Genomic DNA, 19,917 nt, shown 5'->3' on the forward strand with positions numbered 1-19,917 from the left:
TTCTTCATTATAAAATCTGCGGAAGATCCGGCTTAGTTTCCAGCCATCTGAGCAGCAACTTCCTCTGCGAAGTTCTCCTGCTTCTTCTCGATGCCTTCGCCAGTCTCGAAACGGACAAACTTCTTAACTGTCATGTTCGCGCCGTTCTCTTTTGCCACCTTGTCAACATATTTTGCAACTGTAAGGTCGCTGTCCTGAACGTATACCTGATCCAGAAGGCAGATTTCCTTGAGCTCTTTGTTGAGACGTCCGATGATCATCTTCTCGATGATATTGTCCGGCTTCTCCGGGTTCTCTTTCTTAGCCTGGGCAAGAAGGATCTCCTTCTCGTGATCCAGATAGTCCTGGGAAACCTCATCGCGTGATACATACTTCGGAGACATAGCAGCAACCTGCATTGCCACGTTCTTTAAGCATGTCTTGATCTCATCGTTCACAACGTCAGTATCTGCCGCAACGAGGACACCGATACGTCCGCCGCCGTGGATGTAGGATACAACGCATCCGTTCTCAGCGCTGACTTTCTCAAATCTTCTGATATTCAGGTTCTCGCCGATCACTGCGATCTTCTCTACCAACGCATCTTTCACTGTCTTGGAATTGTCAGCTGCCCACGGCTCTGCCATGAACGCATCCATATCAGCCGCGTCAGAATCAGCGATCTGATTTACAACAGTGTCAACAAATCCCTGGAACTCATCGTTCTTTGCAACGAAGTCTGTCTCAGAGTTTACTTCTACGATCGCTGCAAGCTTGTCATCTTTAACAACAGCTTTTACGATACCCTCTGCTGCGATCCTGCCGGCTTTCTTCTCAGCCTTTGCCTGTCCGTTCTTTCTTAAGAACTCGATAGCAGCATCCATATCTCCGTTTGTCTCTGTGAGAGCTTTCTTGCAGTCCATCATGCCTGCGCCTGTCATCTCTCTTAATTCTTTTACCATTCCTGCTGTGATTGCCATGATAAATTCCTCCGTTTAATCATTGATCTATCGTTTATATAACCGCTCCATCCCTGATGAAGCAAAAGCTCCAGCCTTTTGTCAGGCTGAAGCTTTTCAGGATCTCTTACTCTTCAACAGCCTCTACAGCTTCCTCTGCTGCCTCTTCTGCCGCCTCTACCTCATAGTAATCCTCATCTGTCGCGCCCTGGTTCGCCTCGATGACAGCGTCAGCCATCTTGGAAACGATCAGTTTTACAGCTCTGATCGCATCATCGTTGCCCGGGATCACGTAGTCAAGCTCTTCCGGATCGCAGTTTGTATCGCAGATACCGATCAGCGGGATTCCCAGTGTATGAGCTTCCTGCACGCAGATCCTTTCCTTCTTCGGGTCAACTACGAAGATCGCATCCGGGAGTCTCTTCATCTCTTTGATACCGCCCAGGTTCTTCTCAAGCTTAGCCCACTCTTTTTTCAGAGCGATAACTTCCTTCTTCGGAAGTACATCGAATGTGCCGTCCTCTGACATTGCCTCGATCTCTTTGAGACGTTTTACACGGCTCTGGATCGTCTTGAAGTTTGTGAGCATACCGCCCAGCCATCTCTCGTTTACATAGAACATACCGCAGCGCTCTGCCTCTGTCCTGATGGCATCCTGAGCCTGCTTCTTTGTTCCTACGAAAAGGATCGTGCCGCCCTCAGCAGCGATGTCAGAAACAGCGTTATATGCATCGTCTACCATGCCTACTGATTTCTGCAGGTCAATGATGTAGATCCCGTTTCTCTCTGTGTAGATGTACGGAGCCATCTTAGGGTTCCATCTTCTTGTCTGATGTCCGAAATGAACACCTGCTTCTAAAAGCTGTTTCATTGAAATAACACTCATGTTTCTTTCCTCCATTTGGTTTTGTACTTCCGCATGTTTTATTTTTTCCGAGACCGTCCGGGTTTCCGGCTTGGGCACCATCAGAAAAATCCGCATGCGTGTTTTTTTGCAACGTTTGTAGTATAGCACAGAAATAAGGGGCTTGCAAGAAATTTCTCCACAAAATTTCTCCACAAAAAGCCCGTAAACCAACCAAAATGTAACCATAAAATATAACCTGTCCGTAAAATGTAACAGTCCAGCCGCGCCATTCGTAAAACAGTACTGTAAAAAAAGAGGGTGCATCCGCACCCTCCCTGCATGTTCCTTATTTTTTATGTCTGCGTTTTAGATAAAGGATTACGAAGCCCGCTGCCACTGCTGCCACCGCGAGAACTACCCACAACATAACATTCGAGGAATCCCCTGTCTGAACAGCTTTTGCACCCTCAGCTTTTCCATTATTTTTATCCTTATCAGCAGGATCTGTCTGCGGCTTTTCACTTTCAGGAGCCTTTGCCACAGCTTCGCTTCCTGCTTTCAGATCTTCGCCATTTACTTTGATGGCTGCGCCTGACTCATTCTTCACAGTCACGCCGGCCGGCGCTTCCAGAGCCGCTCCCTCAGAAGCCTCCTGGACCGTAACGACCGCGTTTTCGCTCACTGTTTCCAGCACCTGATTGATATTGCCAAGTCCAACAACCGTTTTGGTAACTCCCTTATCCGTGATCGTTGCCACCTCCGCAGCATCGATCGTGACATTCTCTCCTATGCTTCCGAAAACACCGCCTGCAATCGTCGCCGCGGCGCCATTCTCAATGTTTACTGTCACCGCGCCTGTAACCTCACCGCCTGCGATAGAAGTCTGTCCCTTTTCAGAAGTCGCTACATTTCCGTTGACAAGCCCCGAATTAACAGTAAAAAATGACTGTTCATCCACATTTTCGTCTTCGCCATAATCATAATTATAAACTTTCACATTTCCATTGACTGTGCCGCCGTCCACTGTCATCTTTCCACCATTGGCGATCTCCAGGTCGCCATTGATCACAGCGTCTTCAATAAATACGTTTCCACCGTCGTAATCTCCGAAAGTAAACGAATCCATTGCATAGTTCCCGTCATTTACAGTGATCGTGGAACCGCCTTTGACCACGGTACTTCCATTATTGCTGGAGACAGCATACATGCCTGTCCCCGGTGTGGTCAGCGACACATCAACCCCGTCCAGTGTAAGGTTGCAGTAATTCTGGATCAGTATCTTGGCTTCATCAGAAGTAATAACACCGTTTCCGAATGTCACCGTATTATCTTTCAGGAGCTGGAATGCGTTTGTCTCAGTTCCCGCCGAGCCGACAAGAGGTGTACCTATCGTCCATGTATAACCGGCAAGGTCAAACGTGATATCCTTTCCTGTCCCTTCAACCTTTACACCGCCGCCGTCATAATTATCCAACAGAGTGACCACCGCAGACTCTCCGTCTCCTACAGATGCCACCGCATCCACCGCGGTTGTGTAATTTAATGTTTTTCCATCCTTTGTTACAGCGAAATACAGCCCCGGGATTTTGATGCCTTCTGCGACAACGATCTCACCGATGGAAGAGGAACCTCCCATCTGTGCGATAACCGCATTTCCTGAGGTACTGGTAAACTTGCCGCCATTGATCGTCAGTTCACCCCGGTCCATCTCATCATCCAGTTTTCCATTCAGGATCACATTTTCTCCGGCTTCAAAGGTTCCGCCGTTGATCTCTGCCTTATTCCAGTTTAAGAGAGCCGCCTGTGCCACATTCGTAAAACTGCCGCCATTGATCGTCAGGCTGCCATAATCATCATTTTTGATCGTATTCAGACCTCCGGAAAAGGTTCCGCCGGCAATGGTGAGCACAGATTCTTCTTTTGATACATTCTGAGCGCCATTGTACCAGCCGTTCTCCAAAAGACTTGAAAATGCACCGGTCTGCATCACAGTCACTCCATCAAAAATGGTCATCCTGCCGTGGTTTACAATATTATAGTAAGAATTGCCCCCGCTCTCCTCAGCGCTGCTTCCATTTTCCTCACTCCGTGTATATGTACCGCCCTGGAGCATCGCAAAAGCACCTGGCTCGTTTACGAACGCCGCTTTTCCATGGCTTACATTATCGACCGTGCCGCTGCCGATCACAGTAAAGCTTACACTTTTATTTGTGATCGTATCCTGCCCCTCTGCATTTGTAATATTGCAGCCGTTCAAATTCAGGGTAAAGATCGCTTCTTCAGGAATTACAATGCTCTCTGTCACATTCGCTAACAGTTCCACTGCTCCTGTATTTTCTCCAAGCGAATCAATTGCCGCCTGAACAGTTGGGTATTCTTCCCACACTGACTCTGTGCTTGCCTTCGCCCTTGCCACACTCCCTGCCGGATCTGCATCCGCTGCTGAGACCGTCTGCACATTTACCGCCCCAACGCTCATGAATACTGCCGTAAGGACCGCGAGAACAGTGCCTGCTATTTTTCTTGCCTTCACTTGCATTTCTCCTTTCATTTTCATTACTAAGTAACACATATCATTTTACCTTCCTGCCGCATTTTGTCAAGTTTTCCTTCCAAAAGAGCCCTGAACTCTGGCAGGATACTCTGTTTGCCTGAAATTCTGACCGCAGAAAAATACCCGCAGGACATGCCTGCGGGTACAACTTGGTACGTGTTTTATTCTATTACTCATCAACGCTGTAGTTCGGAGCCTCTTTTGTGATGTGGATGTCATGCGGATGGCTCTCTTTCAAAGATGCAGCGGAAATCTTCATGAATCTGCCGTTCGCTTTGAGCTCCTCGATCGTATGTGTGCCACAGTATCCCATACCGGAACGCAGGCCGCCCATGAGCTGGAACACGGTATCTTCTACAGTTCCCTTATAAGCCACACGGCCTTCCACGCCTTCCGGAACAAGCTTCTTGGCGTTTTCCTGGAAATACCGGTCTTTGCTTCCGTTTTCCATGGCCGCGATGGATCCCATCCCGCGGTAAACTTTGTACTTTCTTCCCTGGTACAGCTCGAATGTTCCCGGGCTCTCATCGCATCCCGCGAAGATACTTCCCATCATACATACATTCGCGCCTGCCGCGATCGCCTTTGTCATATCTCCTGAATATTTGATACCGCCGTCCGCGATGATCGGGATACCATATTCTTTTGCCGCCTCATAGCAGTCCATGACCGCTGTGATCTGCGGGACACCGATGCCCGCAACCACACGTGTCGTACAGATGGATCCCGGACCGATCCCGACCTTGACCGCATCCACTCCTGCCTCGATCAGAGCTCTTGTCGCCTCTCCTGTCGCCACATTACCTGCGATCACCTGAAGCTCCGGATATTTTTCTTTCACCATGCGCACAGTACGCAGTACATTCGCGGAATGTCCGTGAGCAGAATCCATGACCACTACGTCAACCTTCGCTTTCACAAGAGCATCCACGCGCTCCAGGCAGTTCGCTGTAATACCGATCGCAGCACCGCAGAGGAGACGTCCCTGGGAATCTTTTGCCGACAGAGGGTATTTGATCTGCTTCTCAATGTCCTTGATCGTGATGAGTCCTTTTAAGTTGCCCTCATCATCCACGATCGGGAGCTTTTCCTTTCTTGCCTTTGCAAGGATCTTCTTTGCCTCCTCAAGAGTGATCCCTTCTTTTGCAGTGATCAGCCCTTCGGATGTCATTGATTCTTTTATCTTTTTAGAGAAGTCTTCTTCAAATTTCAGGTCACGGTTCGTGATGATCCCGACCAGCTTGCGTCCTTCTGTGATCGGCACTCCTGAGATACGGAATTTTGCCATCAGGTTATTGGCGTCCTCCAGAGTATTTTCCGGTGAGAGATAGAATGGATCTGTAATGACCCCGTTCTCAGATCTTTTTACCTTGTCAACCTCTTCTGCCTGAGCCTCGATCGTCATATTCTTATGGATGATACCGATACCACCCTGGCGCGCCATCGCGATCGCCATGCGGTGTTCTGTTACCGTATCCATCCCGGCGCTCATCATCGGAATATTCAGTCTGATCTTCTTTGTAAGGTAAGTCGACAGGTCCACTTCGTTCGGTATTACCTCAGAGTAAGCCGGAACAAGCAGCACATCATCAAACGTAATCCCTTCGCCAATAATCTTTCCCATATTTTGACCTCTCTTTCTTTTGAATCCGCATTTTGTAAATGGTTATCTGATATACTACAAAAATTCAAAAGGTATGTCAACAGTTTTGGCGGCGGCAGTCTCATTTTTCACTTGATTTATTTTAAGCCCTATTTATAAGTTTTGCTAATATATTGATCAATTTAATAAATCCGGATCTGTCGGGGGACCCCCTGCGAAAGACAAAGACTCAAAAAAGGAAGCATGGCACTGGCCGTGCGGCGGGACTAAATCTTCCGCCGCATGGCCGGTTTCAGCCATGCTTCCTTTTATGTCTTTCTCAGATCACGGAACCTGAAGCAGATCTTACATCATACCCATTCCGCCTGCACCTCCTGCCGGCATTGCCGGAGCAGGCTCTTTGATCGTGGATACAACGGACTCTGTTGTCAGCAGCGTTGATGCAACACTGGTCGCATTCTGAAGTGCGCTTCTCGTAACTTTTGCCGGATCGAGGATACCTTCCTCTACCATATCCACATACTCTTCTTTGTACGCGTCAAATCCGATACCCGGCTCTGATTCTTTTACTTTGTTTACAATAACAGCGCCCTCAAGTCCTGCATTTGCAGCGATCTGGTAAAGCGGAGCCTCCAGGGCTTTCAGGATGATCCTTGCGCCTGTCTTCTCATCGCCGTCCAGTTCCTCTGTCAGTTTTGCAACCTCTTTTGCAGCGTGGATATATGCGGAACCGCCGCCTGCGATGATACCTTCCTCAACTGCTGCCCTTGTTGCATTAAGAGCATCCTCCATGCGGAGTTTTGCTTCTTTCATCTCAGTCTCTGTCGCCGCACCTACACGGATAACCGCTACGCCGCCTGCCAGTTTTGCAAGTCTTTCCTGAAGTTTCTCTCTGTCAAAGTCAGATGTCGTCTCTTCAATTGCTTTTTTGATCTGGGCAATCCTGTCATTGATCGCACTCTTATCTCCGCAGCCGTCAACGATCACTGTGTTCTCTTTCTGTACCTTGACGGATTTCGCGCGTCCGAGCTGATCCATTGTCGTCTCCTTCAGATCAAGCCCAAGCTCTTCGGAGATCACCTGTCCGCCTGTCAGGATCGCGATATCCTGCAGCATTTCTTTTCTTCTGTCGCCGTATCCCGGAGCCTTTACTGCTACTACATTAAATGTTCCGCGCAGCTTGTTGACAATAAGTGTTGTGAGAGCCTCTCCCTCGATATCCTCAGCGATGATCAGCAGCCTTGCCCCTGACTGTACAACCTGCTCAAGGAGCGGAAGGATATCCTGGATATTGGAGATTTTCTTGTCTGTGATCAGGATGTACGGATCATCAAGGACTGCTTCCATCTTCTCCATATCTGTTGCCATATAAGCGGAAATGTATCCGCGGTCAAACTGCATACCTTCTACCAGATCCAGCTCTGTCTGCATTGTCTTGGACTCTTCGATCGTGATCACGCCATCGTTGGAGACTTTCTCCATCGCGTCAGCCACCATCTCTCCTACAGCCTCATCACCTGAAGAAACTGCTGCGACTCTTGCGATCTGATCTTTGCCTTTTACTTTGCTGCTCATAGCGTGGATCGCTTCAACAGCCTTATCTGTGGCCTTTTTCATACCTTTTCTCAGGACGATCGGGTTTGCTCCTGCTTCCAGGTTCTTCATTCCCTCATGGACCATAGCCTGTGCCAGGACTGTAGCTGTTGTCGTACCGTCTCCGGCTACATCATTTGTCTTGGAAGCGACTTCTCTGATCAGCTGTGCTCCCATATTCTCGAATCCGTCCTCCAGTTCGATCTCTTTTGCGATCGTAACGCCATCGTTTGTGATCAGCGGTGCGCCAAATGATTTGTCGAGAACCACATTTCTTCCTTTCGGTCCAAGTGTTACCTTTACTGTATCCGCCAGCTGATTTACACCCTTTTCCAGGGCTGCTCTGGCTTCAGCTCCGTATTTGATTTCCTTTGCCATGTCAATACATCTCCTTATATTATTCTTTGACTGTCTGTTTCAAAATAGCCTCGCTAAGTGTCTGTGGATGATCCTCCTCGCCTCTGCTCGGAGTATCGGCTAAAACACTAAGCTCGAAAGTACCTCGCTAAGTGTCTGTGGATGATCCTCCTCGCCTCTGCTCGGAGTATCGGCTAAAACACTAAGCTCGAAAGTACCTCGCTAAGTGTCTGTGGATGATCCTCCTCGCCTCTGCTCGGAGTATCGGCTAAAACACTAAGCTCGAAAATACCTCGCTAAGTGTTTTATGCCTCTACGATTGCGAGGATGTCGTTCTGTTTTACGATGATATATTCCTCACCGTCGAGCTCTACGTCTGTTCCTGCATATTTGGAATAAATCACTTTGTCGCCCGGTTTCACCTGCATTACAACTTCTTTTCCATCTATATTTCCGCCAGGTCCCACAGCGATAACTTCTGCTTCCTGCGGTTTCTCTTTTGCCTGTCCCGGCAGTACGATACCGGATTTTGTTGTCTCTTCTGCTTCTAACTGTTTTAAAACAATTTTGTCACCCAACGGTACTAACTTCATTGTAATTCCTCCTTAAGCTTTTCTTTGTTAGCACTCATTTCTTACGAGTGCTAAACCTCATGAATATAAAATAGCACTCCCATTTCCATTTGTCAACCTGGTTTATAAGGTTTTTATAAATGTGAACGGGGTCTGACCCCTGCCAGGAAAATTGTCAGAATTTTCAACCCGGAGGGGTCTGACCCCGTTCACACTTTTTTCACAAAAACAAAGCGCGCCGCTCAGGCGCGCTTTGTCATCCTTCTGCCTTCATAGACATTATAGAACCCATTTTCGATCCGAAACTTTAATATCTTCCGGTCTTCCTTACAATATCTTTCTTTTACAACACCGGTACAGTAAAGGAGTTCTGTCCGCGTAGAGATATAGCAGCGGTATTTTGCATCCAGAGAAATTACTGTAAGTTCATCTTCTTTCAGTTCAAGATAAATATTATCCTCTTCCGGATCATATTTGTATACCCTGCACTGTCTGGTCGCCTCATCAAAGATTCCATCTGCGGAAATTGTCTTCTCCATCCGCAGGTCAACAGGATTGCCTTCATACATTGCCGTCACCCTCCAGACTACATGCGCTCTTTCCTGATCTTTTCAAGTTCTGTGAACACATAATCATTTAAGACTTTAATGTAAGTCCCCTTCATTCCGGAAGACCGGGACTCGATCACGCCCGCACTCTCAAATTTGCGCAGTGCGTTGACAATAACCGAGCGTGTGATGCCCACGCGGTCTGCCACCTTGCTGGCCACCAGTATCCCTTCTGTTCCGCCAAGTTCATCAAAAATATGTATGATCGCTTCCAGCTCTGAGAATGACAGCGTGCTGATCGCAGACTGCACGATATGCTCTTTTCTTGTTTCTTCTGCGTTTTCCTCATTTACAGAGCGGAGCATCTCCAGCCCGACAACCGCGGTCCCATACTCGCTGAGGATAATATCATCAATAGAATATGTGGAATCCTGCTTATAAATAAACAGTGTTCCAAGCCTTTCCCCCGCAATATCGATCGGAGTGACGATCGCCTGGCATCCCTGGACCGCATCCGCAGAAAAACCGAGCGTCTCAAGGTTTACATTCTCCTTGGTAGAAAGAATGCTCAGAAGCCGCTCATTGAGCATGGCATCGATATGTGAGCCGACGGACTCCGTGATCAGTTCATGGATCTCCCTGACAGACGGGCATTTGCTCACTCCGAGTATTTTCCCTTTTCTGCTGACTACCAGCACATTAGAATCAAGTATCTCGGTAAGCACAGCACAGATATCATTAAATACCACCTTGCTCGAGTTATTGTTGTGAAGCAGCTTATTGATCTTTCTTGTTTTGTCTAATAGTTGTACGCTCATTATTTCCTCCGAATACCATTCATCACATGCAATTGTATACACAAATCCTTTTATAGTAATATACACATTTATGCTATCACACAATTTTCAGAATAGCAATACAATTTCGTCATTGTTTTACTATTTTTTTCGGTCGATGCCCGTCACATACCCACATTTTTCATTCGCGCAGACAAGCTTATTTCCTTTTTCCACCATGTATCCGCCGCATTCCGGGCACTTTTCCGAAGACGGCTTTTGCCAGGACATAAATTCACATTCCGGATTATCCTCACATCCGTAATATTTTCTGCCTTTTTTCGTCTTTCGGACGACCACATCCTTGCCGCAGACCGGGCAGGGCACTCCGATCTTCTCAAGATACGGCTTCGTGTTCCTGCATTCCGGGAAGCCGGGACAGGCAAGGAATTTTCCGTGGGGGCCGTATTTAATGACCATATTCCTGCCGCATTCTTCACAGATAACATCTGTAACCTCATCCTCGATCTTTACGCTTTCCAGTTCTTCCTCAGCCTTTTTTACCGCTTCATCCAGATCCGGATAGAAATTACGGATAATCTCTTTCCATTCGACCTTGCCTTCCTCTACCATATCGAGGAGCCCTTCCATATTTGCCGTAAAGTTCACATCAACAATGCTCGGGAAAGACTGTTTCATTATATTGTTGACGACCTCTCCGATCTCTGTGATATAAAGATTCTTCGCCTCTTTTGTCACATAGCGCCGTCCCAGGATAATGGAAATCGTAGGCGCGTACGTACTGGGGCGTCCGATTCCGAGCTCTTCCATCGTCTTTACAAGGCTCGCCTCAGTGTAATGTGCCGGCGGCTGTGTAAAATGCTGCTTCGGATCAAGGCTCTCCTTTGTGAGCACAGAATCCATGCTCAGCCCTCCTACGAGCACATTGCTCTCTTCCTTCTCCTCGTCAGCCTCTGTATATACCGAGCGGAACCCTTCAAACAGCAGTTTGGACGCTGACACTGTAAAGCAGTACTCCCCCGCTCCGATCTTTACAGATGTAGACTCGTAGCGCGCGGGCGCCATACGGCTCGCAGCAAATCTCTTCCAAATAAGCTGATAGAGACGGAACTGATCCCGTGTGAGAGATTCCTTCAGAGAAGCAGGCGTCCTGCTGATATCCGTCGGGCGGATCGCCTCATGGGCATCCTGTATCTTCTTCCCGTCATTTTTCGACTCCTGCCCCGCCGCTGCATATTCATTTCCATACACAGAAGAAATGTATTCTCTCGCAGAAGCATCCGCCTCATCCGCGATCCTGGTGGAATCTGTACGCAGATAGGTGATCACACCGACTGTCCCGTTTCCTTTGATGTCAATCCCCTCATAGAGCTGCTGTGCGATACGCATTGTCTTCTGTGTCCCGAAGTTCAGCGCTTTTGCCGCCTCCTGCTGAAGCGTACTGGTAGTAAACGGCAAAGGTGCCTTGCGGATCCGTTCGCTCGTTTTGATATCCGTGATCCTGAATTCGGCGTTCTCCGTCGCTTTTAAGATCTCATTCAGTTCATCCTCTGAATGGATGGTCATTTTTTTCTTATCCGTACCGTAGAACTTTGCCGTAAGAGGCCGCTTTTCCCCCTTGATCTTCAGCACTGCATCCAGCGTCCAGTATTCTTCCGGGATAAATGCATTGATCTCATCCTCTCTGTCTGCTACCAGGCGCAGGGCGACTGACTGCACACGTCCCGCACTCAGCCCGCGCTTTACCTTTGCCCAGAGCAGGGGGCTGATACGGTATCCGACCATACGGTCAAGCACACGCCTCGCCTGCTGGGCGTCCACCAGGTTCATATCAATATCACGCGGCGCTTTCAAAGACGCCTTGACCGCATTTTTCGTGATCTCATTAAATGTGATCCGGCGCATCTTTTTCTTATCCAGCTTCAGCGCCGCCGCAAGATGCCAGGAGATTGCCTCACCTTCCCGGTCAGGGTCAGTTGCGAGAAAGACTTTATCAGACTTTTTGGCTTCCTTCCTCAACGCGGCAAGGATATCTCCTTTTCCCCTTATCGTAATATATTTGGGTTCATAATCATGCTCTATGTCGATCCCCAGCGAACTTTTTGGCAGATCACGCACATGTCCCTGGGACGCGGCTACCGTATAGCTGCTTCCCAGAAATTTTTTGATCGTCTTTACTTTTGCAGGAGACTCCACGATAACAAGATAATGTGCCATAAATCTAAATCCTCCATTAACACCGGGCTATGATATACTGATTTTTCGATATTTCTCTGATGTATCCCTCCAATTCCAGAGTGACCAGCAGTTCCATGACATCTTTAATATCCAGCTTTGTCTCCGCAGCCACCTGATCCACGCCCTTGGGATACAAACCGAGACAACTATACACCAATTTTTCTTTCGTTTCAAGCACTTTTTCATTTTTGCCATCCTTTTTGGCCGAGGCTTTCCCGCCTGGCTGTACGCCTTTTCCGCTCAGCCCCCACTCTTCCGCGAGCGACTCAGGAGACAGCAGGATCCCCGCTCCCTGGCGGATCAGACGGTTGCAGCCATCGCTTAACGGACTGTTCACAGGCCCCGGGAGAGCATACACATCACGCCCCTGATCCAGAGCCATATCCACTGTGATAAGAGAACCGCTTTTCCGCCCCGCCTCCATCACCAGCACCGCATCGGCAAGACCACTGATGATCCGGTTACGCGCAGGGAAGTGCCTGCCCAGAGGCGCTGTACCGGGCGGGAATTCAGACAGGATCCCTCCGCCCTGCTCAAGGATATCAACATACAGCCCAATGTGCTCTTTTGGATAACATACATCTACTCCACACCCGAGCACAGCATAAGTCCTCCCGCCGCCTAACAGCGCTCCGCGATGCCCCATCCCGTCGATCCCCCTCGCCATTCCACTGATGATCTCTACCCCCATGCCTGCCAGTGTACGGGCAAACTCAACCGCATACTTTTCACCATAGGGAGTACATCTGCGCGCACCTATCACAGCTGCTCTCCTGGACTTTTCATCCGGCAGGCTTCCCTTAACATAGAGTGCATATGGATAGTCTGCTATCTCCTTCAGGCACTTCGGATACTCATCCGAAAACCACGGCACAAACCTGATCCCCTTTTTTACCATCGCATCATATTCAGCCCCCGGATCCCCTTGTTTCCTCGCCTGCTGTATTGTATTTCGCTCTCCTTCATCCAAGAACTCAAATTTCCTCATCTGTGTTTCTTCCATATAATATAGTTCCTCTGCTGCTTTGACACACTTCCTGAGCAGTATTTTTTTACTCAGCGGTATCCCATTCAGGTCCGCCAGCCAGTATTCATATTTCACAGCCTTACCTCCTGTCTCTGCCAATATCGCTCATCTACCACACGATATCCTACCGCCTCTTTCAAATGGCGTTCCCTGATCTTTTCCTCGCCTTCCAAGTCAGCGATCGTACGGGCAGTTTTTATAATACGGTGGTATGCCCGGGCGGTCAGCCCCATTACTGTAAACACCTGTTCCATCAACGCGTGTTCCTTTTCCCCAAGCACACAGTATTTCTGGACATCATTTCCCCGAAGCGTAGAATTTGTCGTTATTTTTGTCCCTTTATAACGCCTTTTCTGTATTTCGCGTGCCTGGCACACTCTCTTCCTTATTGCCGCCGAGCACTCCCCCTTCCTTTCTTCAGCCAGATACCGGTATTCTACCCTGGGCGCCTCCACGCACAGATCGATCCTGTCAAGGAACGGACGGCTGACCCTGCTTAAATACATATGGATCTGTGCAGGTGTGCATGTACACTTTTTCATATCCGGATAGCATCCGCACGGGCACGGGTTCATCGCCGCCACCAGCATAAAATCCGCCGGGAACCTGTAATTTCCATAGTTCCTTGATATCTGTACGCTCTTTTCTTCCAGAGGCTGCCGGAGGACTTCGATCACACTCTTTCTAAATTCCGGCAGTTCATCCAGAAAAAGGACTCCTCCATGCGCCAGGCTGATCTCACCCGGTCGCGGGACTATCCCGCCTCCGATCAGGGCTGCTCTGGTTGCTGTGTGGTGCACTTCGCGGAAAGGCCTTCTGCGTATAAGCGGTTCCTTCTCATCCAGCATCCCCAAAACACTGTATATCTTAGTGATCTCCAGGCTTTCCTCCATATCCAGCGGCGGCAGGATCCCCGCAATGCATTTCGCGGTCATAGATTTTCCGCTCCCCGGAGGACCGATCATCAGAAGATTATGTCCTCCCGCCACAGCTATCTCCGCCGCTCGCTTTACATTTTCCTGTCCCCTGATATCTGCAAAATCCGGGATCTCTTCTCCCCATTCGTCTCTAACACCTGTCTCTTTCCTGTTCTCCGGCCGCCTGCCTCCTGAAAGGATGCTGACAACCTCCTCCAGGTTCCCCACACCGATCACGTCTGCACCTTTCACCAGAGAACCTTCCGATCTGTTCTCTGCCGGTACGATAAACCGGGTTATGCCTTTTTTCTTCCCCTCCATTACAACAGGCAGGACTCCGGGTACTTTCCTCACTCTCCCGTCAAGCCCCAGCTCTCCTGTGATCAGATATCCTCCGGCCGCCTCCGGGCGGATCTGTCCGAGAGATGCCAGTATCGCTACTGCGATAGGCAGGTCAAAGGAGGCTCCTCTTTTCCTCAGTGTAGCCGGCGACAGATTAACGACTGTGCGCTTTGCCGGATAGTCGAATCCGGAATTCCGGATCGCAGTCCTCACCCTTTCCCCTGCTTCTTTTACCTCTGATGACAGATATCCCACCATATGGAACATGGGCAGACCGTTTGATACATCTGCCTCCACGCGGACAAGCTCCACTCCCAGCCCGTCGATGGCAGCGGATAAAATTGTACTGAAACTCATCTGTACTCCTTTCCTATGAGTTCCCTGCTCCGTAAATTTACCGAATAAAACACCACTTTTTTCAATAAATAACTGGATTTCCGGCCGATACGGCCAGACACTCTTTTGGAGTGAGATTACCGGGAAAGATATCCCCGGGAATGTATGTCTATAATAGCCCACACACTGGCCAGTGTCAATGCAGAACGACTTTATACCTGATATGCGGGTATTAATATACTCTTTTTTCAGATAACCGCCTTTTGCTCTTCTCACCCGTCCCTGCTGCTTTTTCTGTCCATACTGCTTTCCCCATATACTGTCCTTCTTTTAGTTGGAAAAGCACGTACCTTTGTCTTTTTTCATACACTATATCAAATGTGCTAAGAGGTGCCGTCTTGAAATCATTTCCCAGTCCTCTCACCGCTTCGGAAGAGAAGTATTACATCCAGAGATATACAGAGGGAGACCTCAATGCAAAGCACATCCTCATCGAACGGAATCTAAGGCTCGTGGCCCATGTGATCAAAAAATATCAGAACCTGGAAGAAGACCCTGAGGACCTGCTCTCCATCGGGACGATCGGACTGATCAAGGCGGTCGTCACATTCAACCCGGAGAAAGGGAACCGGCTTGCCGCGTACGCATCGCGGTGTGTGGAAAATGAAATCCTCATGCACCTGCGTGCCAAAAAGAAATCTGCAAAAGAAATCTCCCTGTACGAACCCATAGGAACAGACCGGGAGGGGAATGAGATCAAACTTTATGACATCATAGAGACCGACGAGGCCGATGTCCCTGAAAAGATCTATCTCAAAGAAAACATCCAGAAACTCTACGAAAAAGTCGAAAACGAGCTTTCCCCGAGAGAAAAGCTCGTTTTAAAAATGCGGTATGGTCTTTATAACGGAGAAGAATACACCCAGCGGGAAATCGCCAGACAGTTAGGGATTTCCCGCTCTTACGTCTCACGGATCGAGAAGAGCGCGGTAGAAAAACTGCGGGATCACTTCCGGGACGATTAAATCTGCATTTATGCAGCAGGGGAGCCTTCCGGTTTTCGGACGTTTATCCGATCGGCAAGTTCCCCTGAAAGTCCAGCTCCTCTACTCCTCAAAGCGTATTTTCATATAGGATCTGATCTCTTCCACGCATTTCTCGAATCCCAGCTTTCCGCTGTCCAGGCAGAGATCGTAATTCCTTGCGTCCGCCCACTCATGACCTGTGTGATAGCGGTAGAAATCGCTCCTGTACTCATCGATCCTCTGGATGTACTTTTCCATTTCTTTCTCAGTCATGCTGTGGCGCTCCATAGCGCGGTCCAGACAGAACTTCCTGTCCGCATGGATAAACACGCTCATCACATTCGGATAATCCTTCAGCACATAGTCCGCGCATCTTCCGATGATGACACAGGATTCTTTTGCCGCCAGGTCCTTGATGATCTTAGCCTGATAATTAAAGAGATTGTCATCAGACGTAAAGCCTTTGTCCTCCGGCGGGAGCAGTTCGCCCTCATAAGGCCGGCTCAGGAGCCGGAACCAGCCGGCACGGCGGATCTTTTCGTCAGACATGCCGAAAAGTCTTTCATTGATCCCGCTGTCCTCTGACGCCATGCGCAGGATCTCGCGGCTGTAGCAGTTGATCCCCAGTTCATGGGCAAGCATCGCGCCGATCGTCTTCCCGCCGCTCCCGTACTGCCTTGAGATAGTGATCACAATATTTTTCATAGGGACACGCCTCCTTTATTCTCCGAGATAAGCTTTCTTAATAGAATCATCTTCAAGAAGGTCTTTTGCCTTCCCTTCGAGAACGATCTTTCCAGTCTCCAGGACATACGCGCGGTCCGCAATGGCGAGCGCTTTCTTTGCATTCTGCTCAACGAGGAGCACCGTGGTGCCGCTCTCGCTCACCGAACGGATAATGTCAAAGATCTCATTCACCATGATCGGAGAAAGTCCCATAGAAGGCTCATCCATGAGGATGATCTTCGGCTTTGACATGAGCGCCCGCCCCATCGCGAGCATCTGCTGCTCGCCGCCGCTGAGCGTCCCGGCCATCTGGTTCTTTCTCTCTTCCAGACGTGGGAAACGCTTATAGACATTTTTCAGGCTCTCCTCGATCTCATTTTTATCTTTTCTTGTATATGCGCCCATCTTCAGGTTTTCATACACACTCAGTTCCGCGAACACACGCCGCCCCTCCGGCACATGCGCCATTCCCATGGACACGATCTTGTGCGCCGGCACTTTTGTGATGTCTTTTCCCTCGAACAGTACGTGTCCGTTTTTCGGCGAGATCAGCCCTGTCACTGTGTGCAGGGTCGTTGTCTTGCCCGCGCCGTTGGCTCCGATCAGGGCGATGACTTCCCCTTTATCGACATGGAAGGAGATGCCTTTGATCGCCTGGATCACACCGTAATATACTTCAAGATCTTTTACTTCAAGCATTGCCATAATTCACGTCTCCTCCTATTCTCCAAGATATGCAGTGATGACCTGCGGATCATTTAAGACATCCGATGTCCTGCCCTGAGAGAGCACCTCTCCGAAATTCAGCACGGTCAGTCTCTCACAGATGCCGCTTACCAGTTTCATATCATGCTCGATCAGAAGGATCGTCATATGGAATTCCTCACGGACGAAACGGATCATATCCATCAGCTCGCCCGTCTCATTTGGGTTCATGCCGGCCGCCGGCTCGTCCAGCAGAAGAAGCTTTGGCTCTGTCGCCAGGGCTCTCGCGATCTCCAGCCTTCTCTGCTGACCGTACGGAAGGTTCGCCGCGTCTACGTGCGCGTACTTTTCCAGGTCAAACACTTTGAGCAGTTCCATTGCCTTCTCATCCATCTCCCGCTCTACCCTGCGGTATCCCGGCAGACGCAGGATCCCTTCCAGCGTGGAATAATGATGTTTATTGTGGAGTCCTGCCTTTACATTATCCAGCACGCTCAGTTTCTTAAAGAGACGGATATTCTGGAATGTCCTGGCAATTCCCGCCTTACTTATATCAATGGTCTTCTTTCCGGTAATATCCTGACCATCCAGGATGACTTTCCCGCTGTCCGGCTTATACACTCCGGTCAGCAGGTTAAAGACCGTTGTCTTTCCCGCCCCGTTCGGCCCGATCAGGCCGTACAGCTCTTCTTTTTCGATTGAAATATCAAATGCATTCACCGCGCGGAGACCGCCAAATGAAATGCCGAGATTTTTTACATCCAGTAATGCCATTATTGCACAGCCTCCTTTTTCTTTCTTCCGAATCTGAGATAACGCTCTCTCCACTCGATCGCCTTTGGCGCCCAGTTAAAGAGCATCATAACGATCAGCACGATCGCATAGACGAGCATGCGGTAATCTGATACCGGCAGGCCTCTGAGAAGTTCCGGAAGCATGGTCAGGATCGTCGCTGCGATGATGGATCCCCTGATATTTCCGATACCGCCCAGCACGACGAATACGAGGATCATGATCGACTGGTTGTATCCGAAGTTGTTTGTATTCGCTGTCAGGGTAGACAGGTTATGCGCATAGAGTACACCCGCCGCGCCTGCAAGCGCTGCTGAAACTGTAAATGCCATCAGTTTATATTTCGTCACATTGATACCGATCGACTCTGCTGCGATCCGGTTGTCACGGATCGACATGATCGCGCGGCCATCCCTGGAATTGATCAGATTGAGCACGATAAACAGAGTGATCAGGATCAGAATAAATCCGATCAGGAAGGTGGCGTCTTTGGGCGTTCCCGTGATCCCCTGCGGCCCGTTCACGATCACCGTACCGTCCGGCTCCATGTCCAGCGCCATCACATCCTTTGTGGAGAAGTGGAAACCATTCTCATCTTTTCCGATATACAGGACATTGACCAGGTTCTTGATGATCTCACCGAAAGCAAGCGTAACGATCGCCAGATAATCCCCTTTCAGGCGGAGTACCGGGATGCCGATCAGGATGCCAAACACTGCCGCCACCACGATACCGATCAGGAGCGCCAGAAGGAAGCGGACAATGTCAACTGTGATCACGTCCCGCATGCATTTCGAAAAGAACGCGCTGGCGAACGCGCCCACGCACATAAAGCCCGCATGCCCCAGACTCAGCTCGCCCAGGATACCGACCACCAGGTTCAGCGAAACAGCAAGGATCACATAAATACAGATCGGCACCATCAGCCCTTCCAGCAGGCTGGATACGCTGCCCGTACTGATAAGCGTCTGCATGACTGCAAATGCCACGATGACAATTGCGTAGGTGAGCAGATTCTTTCTCGTATTTTTGTTCATAGTACTGATTTTATTTTTCATCGTCTTCTGCATATCATCCACCTACACTTTCTCCTGAATCTTCTTACCTAAAAGTCCGGTAGGCTTTACAAGCAGCACAATGATCAGGACAGCAAACACGATCGCGTCCGCCATCTGAGAGGAGATATATGCCCTTCCGAAAATCTCGATCACTCCGAGGAGAAGCCCTCCGATAAACGCTCCCGGGATCGAGCCGATCCCGCCGAATACTGCGGCAACAAACGCTTTGATACCGGGCAGGGCGCCTGTGTAAGGCGTCAGGCTCGGATAAGCGGAGCATAACAGGACTCCGGCCACAGCCGCCAGCGCGGAGCCGATCGCGAAAGTAAGGGCGATCGTTCCGTTCACATTGATCCCCATGAGCTGTGCTGCGCCTTTATCCTCGGAGACAGCGCGCATCGCCTGTCCGGGCTTTGACTTCTGCACGAATGTGATCAGCACTGCCATGATAATCAGGCAGACAACGATAGTCACGACCGTCTCCCCGGAAATATTCAGCTTTCCGCCTGCCAGCGACAGTCCTTTCCATTTGATCACAGATGGGAACGTCTGTGCATTCGCGCCAAATACAAGAAGCGCCACATTCTGGAGCAGGTAGCTCACACCGATGGCAGTGATCAGCACTGCCAGTGATGACGACGCATTTCGCAGCGGCTTGTAGGCGATCCTCTCGATCACCACACCGAGCAGCGTACATACACCGACCGCGATCAGTATTGCGATGATCGGCGACATACCCGCCTGGGTCATAGAGATAAGCGCCACATATGCGCCGATCATGATGACATCACCGTGAGCGAAGTTCAGCATCTTTGCGATACCGTATACCATGGTATATCCGAGGGCAATGATCGCATAGACGCTTCCAAGGCTCAATCCATTGATTAAATAAGATATAAAGCTCATACTCATTCCTTCCATTTCTTTATCTTATTGTTGACA

17 protein-coding genes are annotated in these 19,917 nt (G+C 49.5%); 1 reads left to right on the top strand and 16 read right to left on the bottom strand.

What is annotated here, in order from left to right:
* Positions 1–32: 32 nt before the first annotated feature.
* The 11 genes from tsf to B5G27_RS03785 form a co-directional block, all read right to left on the bottom strand.
* Positions 33–959 (bottom strand): translation elongation factor Ts, encoded by a 927-nt coding sequence (tsf, locus tag B5G27_RS03735; RefSeq protein WP_087177609.1) that lies wholly within the window; start codon positions 957–959, stop codon positions 33–35.
* Between the two features lie 106 nt (positions 960–1,065).
* A complete protein-coding gene (gene rpsB, locus B5G27_RS03740) occupies positions 1,066–1,824 on the bottom strand; it encodes a 30S ribosomal protein S2 (RefSeq protein WP_087177610.1) in 759 nt (252 codons plus the stop codon).
* Between the two features lie 307 nt (positions 1,825–2,131).
* Positions 2,132–4,318: a hypothetical protein gene (locus B5G27_RS03745; protein WP_087177611.1), complete on the bottom strand. Its 2,187-nt coding sequence runs from the start codon at positions 4,316–4,318 to the stop codon at positions 2,132–2,134.
* A 190-nt stretch (positions 4,319–4,508) separates the two neighbouring features.
* The gene (gene guaB / locus B5G27_RS03750) at positions 4,509–5,963 is read right to left on the bottom strand and encodes an IMP dehydrogenase (RefSeq protein WP_087177612.1); all 1,455 of its coding nucleotides are present in this window, start codon (positions 5,961–5,963) and stop codon (positions 4,509–4,511) included.
* Between the two features lie 324 nt (positions 5,964–6,287).
* The gene (groL, locus tag B5G27_RS03755) at positions 6,288–7,913 is read right to left on the bottom strand and encodes a chaperonin GroEL (protein WP_087177613.1); all 1,626 of its coding nucleotides are present in this window, start codon (positions 7,911–7,913) and stop codon (positions 6,288–6,290) included.
* Positions 7,914–8,197: 284 nt separating this feature from the next.
* Positions 8,198–8,485, bottom strand: coding sequence for a co-chaperone GroES (locus B5G27_RS03760; RefSeq protein ID WP_087177614.1), 288 nt, complete (start codon positions 8,483–8,485; stop codon positions 8,198–8,200).
* A gap of 221 nt (positions 8,486–8,706) precedes the next feature.
* The gene (locus B5G27_RS03765; RefSeq protein WP_087177615.1) at positions 8,707–9,033 is read right to left on the bottom strand and encodes a hypothetical protein; all 327 of its coding nucleotides are present in this window, start codon (positions 9,031–9,033) and stop codon (positions 8,707–8,709) included.
* A gap of 17 nt (positions 9,034–9,050) precedes the next feature.
* Positions 9,051–9,830 (bottom strand): GTP-sensing pleiotropic transcriptional regulator CodY, encoded by a 780-nt coding sequence (gene codY, locus B5G27_RS03770; protein ID WP_087177616.1) that lies wholly within the window; start codon positions 9,828–9,830, stop codon positions 9,051–9,053.
* A gap of 120 nt (positions 9,831–9,950) precedes the next feature.
* Positions 9,951–12,026, bottom strand: coding sequence for a type I DNA topoisomerase (gene topA, locus B5G27_RS03775; protein ID WP_087177617.1), 2,076 nt, complete (start codon positions 12,024–12,026; stop codon positions 9,951–9,953).
* A 16-nt stretch (positions 12,027–12,042) separates the two neighbouring features.
* Positions 12,043–13,149, bottom strand: coding sequence for a DNA-processing protein DprA (gene dprA, locus B5G27_RS03780; RefSeq protein ID WP_087177618.1), 1,107 nt, complete (start codon positions 13,147–13,149; stop codon positions 12,043–12,045).
* Positions 13,146–14,690, bottom strand: a complete 1,545-nt coding sequence (locus B5G27_RS03785; RefSeq protein ID WP_087177619.1) for a YifB family Mg chelatase-like AAA ATPase — start codon at positions 14,688–14,690, stop codon at positions 13,146–13,148. The genes dprA and B5G27_RS03785 overlap by 4 nt, the downstream gene beginning before the upstream one ends.
* A gap of 377 nt (positions 14,691–15,067) precedes the next feature.
* Here B5G27_RS03785 and sigK point away from each other — a divergent pair, with 377 nt between their 5' ends.
* Positions 15,068–15,694 (top strand): RNA polymerase sporulation sigma factor SigK, encoded by a 627-nt coding sequence (gene sigK, locus B5G27_RS03790; RefSeq protein WP_087177620.1) that lies wholly within the window; start codon positions 15,068–15,070, stop codon positions 15,692–15,694.
* Positions 15,695–15,775: 81 nt separating this feature from the next.
* On the opposite strand, the gene B5G27_RS03795 is transcribed toward sigK, so the two are convergent.
* From B5G27_RS03795 to B5G27_RS03815, 5 genes are read right to left on the bottom strand one after another with little or no spacing between them, the layout of a single operon-like run.
* Positions 15,776–16,399 carry a cytidylate kinase-like family protein gene (locus tag B5G27_RS03795; RefSeq protein ID WP_087177621.1) on the bottom strand — a complete coding sequence of 208 codons (624 nt, stop codon included), beginning with the start codon at positions 16,397–16,399 and terminating at the stop codon, positions 15,776–15,778.
* A gap of 15 nt (positions 16,400–16,414) precedes the next feature.
* The gene (locus B5G27_RS03800; RefSeq protein WP_087177622.1) at positions 16,415–17,125 is read right to left on the bottom strand and encodes an ABC transporter ATP-binding protein; all 711 of its coding nucleotides are present in this window, start codon (positions 17,123–17,125) and stop codon (positions 16,415–16,417) included.
* A gap of 15 nt (positions 17,126–17,140) precedes the next feature.
* Positions 17,141–17,899 carry an ABC transporter ATP-binding protein gene (locus tag B5G27_RS03805; protein ID WP_087177623.1) on the bottom strand — a complete coding sequence of 253 codons (759 nt, stop codon included), beginning with the start codon at positions 17,897–17,899 and terminating at the stop codon, positions 17,141–17,143.
* Positions 17,899–18,987 carry a branched-chain amino acid ABC transporter permease gene (locus B5G27_RS03810; protein ID WP_242958223.1) on the bottom strand — a complete coding sequence of 363 codons (1,089 nt, stop codon included), beginning with the start codon at positions 18,985–18,987 and terminating at the stop codon, positions 17,899–17,901. Before B5G27_RS03810 ends, B5G27_RS03805 begins: the two co-directional genes overlap by 1 nt.
* 9 nt (positions 18,988–18,996) lie before the next feature.
* On the bottom strand, positions 18,997–19,881 hold the full coding sequence (locus tag B5G27_RS03815; protein WP_087177624.1) for a branched-chain amino acid ABC transporter permease: 885 nt from the start codon (positions 19,879–19,881) through the stop codon (positions 18,997–18,999).
* Positions 19,882–19,917 lie beyond the last annotated feature (36 nt).

It is taken from the genome of Lachnoclostridium sp. An76, assembly GCF_002161355.1.
Lineage (GTDB): Bacteria > Bacillota > Clostridia > Lachnospirales > Lachnospiraceae > Mediterraneibacter > Mediterraneibacter caccavium.

Excerpts from the sequence above, each read along its gene's own strand:
- groL (WP_087177613.1), bottom strand. The coding sequence starts at position 7,913 with ATGGCAAAGGAAATCAAATACGGAGCTGAAGCCAGAGCAGCCCTGGAA.
- B5G27_RS03795 (WP_087177621.1), bottom strand. The coding sequence starts at position 16,399 with ATGAAAAATATTGTGATCACTATCTCAAGGCAGTACGGGAGCGGCGGG.
- B5G27_RS03785 (WP_087177619.1), bottom strand. The coding sequence starts at position 14,690 with ATGAGTTTCAGTACAATTTTATCCGCTGCCATCGACGGGCTGGGAGTG.
- B5G27_RS03765 (WP_087177615.1), bottom strand. The coding sequence starts at position 9,033 with ATGTATGAAGGCAATCCTGTTGACCTGCGGATGGAGAAGACAATTTCC.
- codY (WP_087177616.1), bottom strand. The coding sequence starts at position 9,830 with ATGAGCGTACAACTATTAGACAAAACAAGAAAGATCAATAAGCTGCTT.
- rpsB (WP_087177610.1), bottom strand. The coding sequence starts at position 1,824 with ATGAGTGTTATTTCAATGAAACAGCTTTTAGAAGCAGGTGTTCATTTC.
- B5G27_RS03810 (WP_242958223.1), bottom strand. The coding sequence starts at position 18,987 with ATGCAGAAGACGATGAAAAATAAAATCAGTACTATGAACAAAAATACG.
- B5G27_RS03815 (WP_087177624.1), bottom strand. The coding sequence starts at position 19,881 with ATGAGCTTTATATCTTATTTAATCAATGGATTGAGCCTTGGAAGCGTC.
- B5G27_RS03800 (WP_087177622.1), bottom strand. The coding sequence starts at position 17,125 with ATGGCAATGCTTGAAGTAAAAGATCTTGAAGTATATTACGGTGTGATC.
- B5G27_RS03760 (WP_087177614.1), bottom strand. The coding sequence starts at position 8,485 with ATGAAGTTAGTACCGTTGGGTGACAAAATTGTTTTAAAACAGTTAGAA.
- topA (WP_087177617.1), bottom strand. The coding sequence starts at position 12,026 with ATGGCACATTATCTTGTTATCGTGGAGTCTCCTGCAAAAGTAAAGACG.
- guaB (WP_087177612.1), bottom strand. The coding sequence starts at position 5,963 with ATGGGAAAGATTATTGGCGAAGGGATTACGTTTGATGATGTGCTGCTT.
- B5G27_RS03805 (WP_087177623.1), bottom strand. The coding sequence starts at position 17,899 with ATGGCATTACTGGATGTAAAAAATCTCGGCATTTCATTTGGCGGTCTC.
- tsf (WP_087177609.1), bottom strand. The coding sequence starts at position 959 with ATGGCAATCACAGCAGGAATGGTAAAAGAATTAAGAGAGATGACAGGC.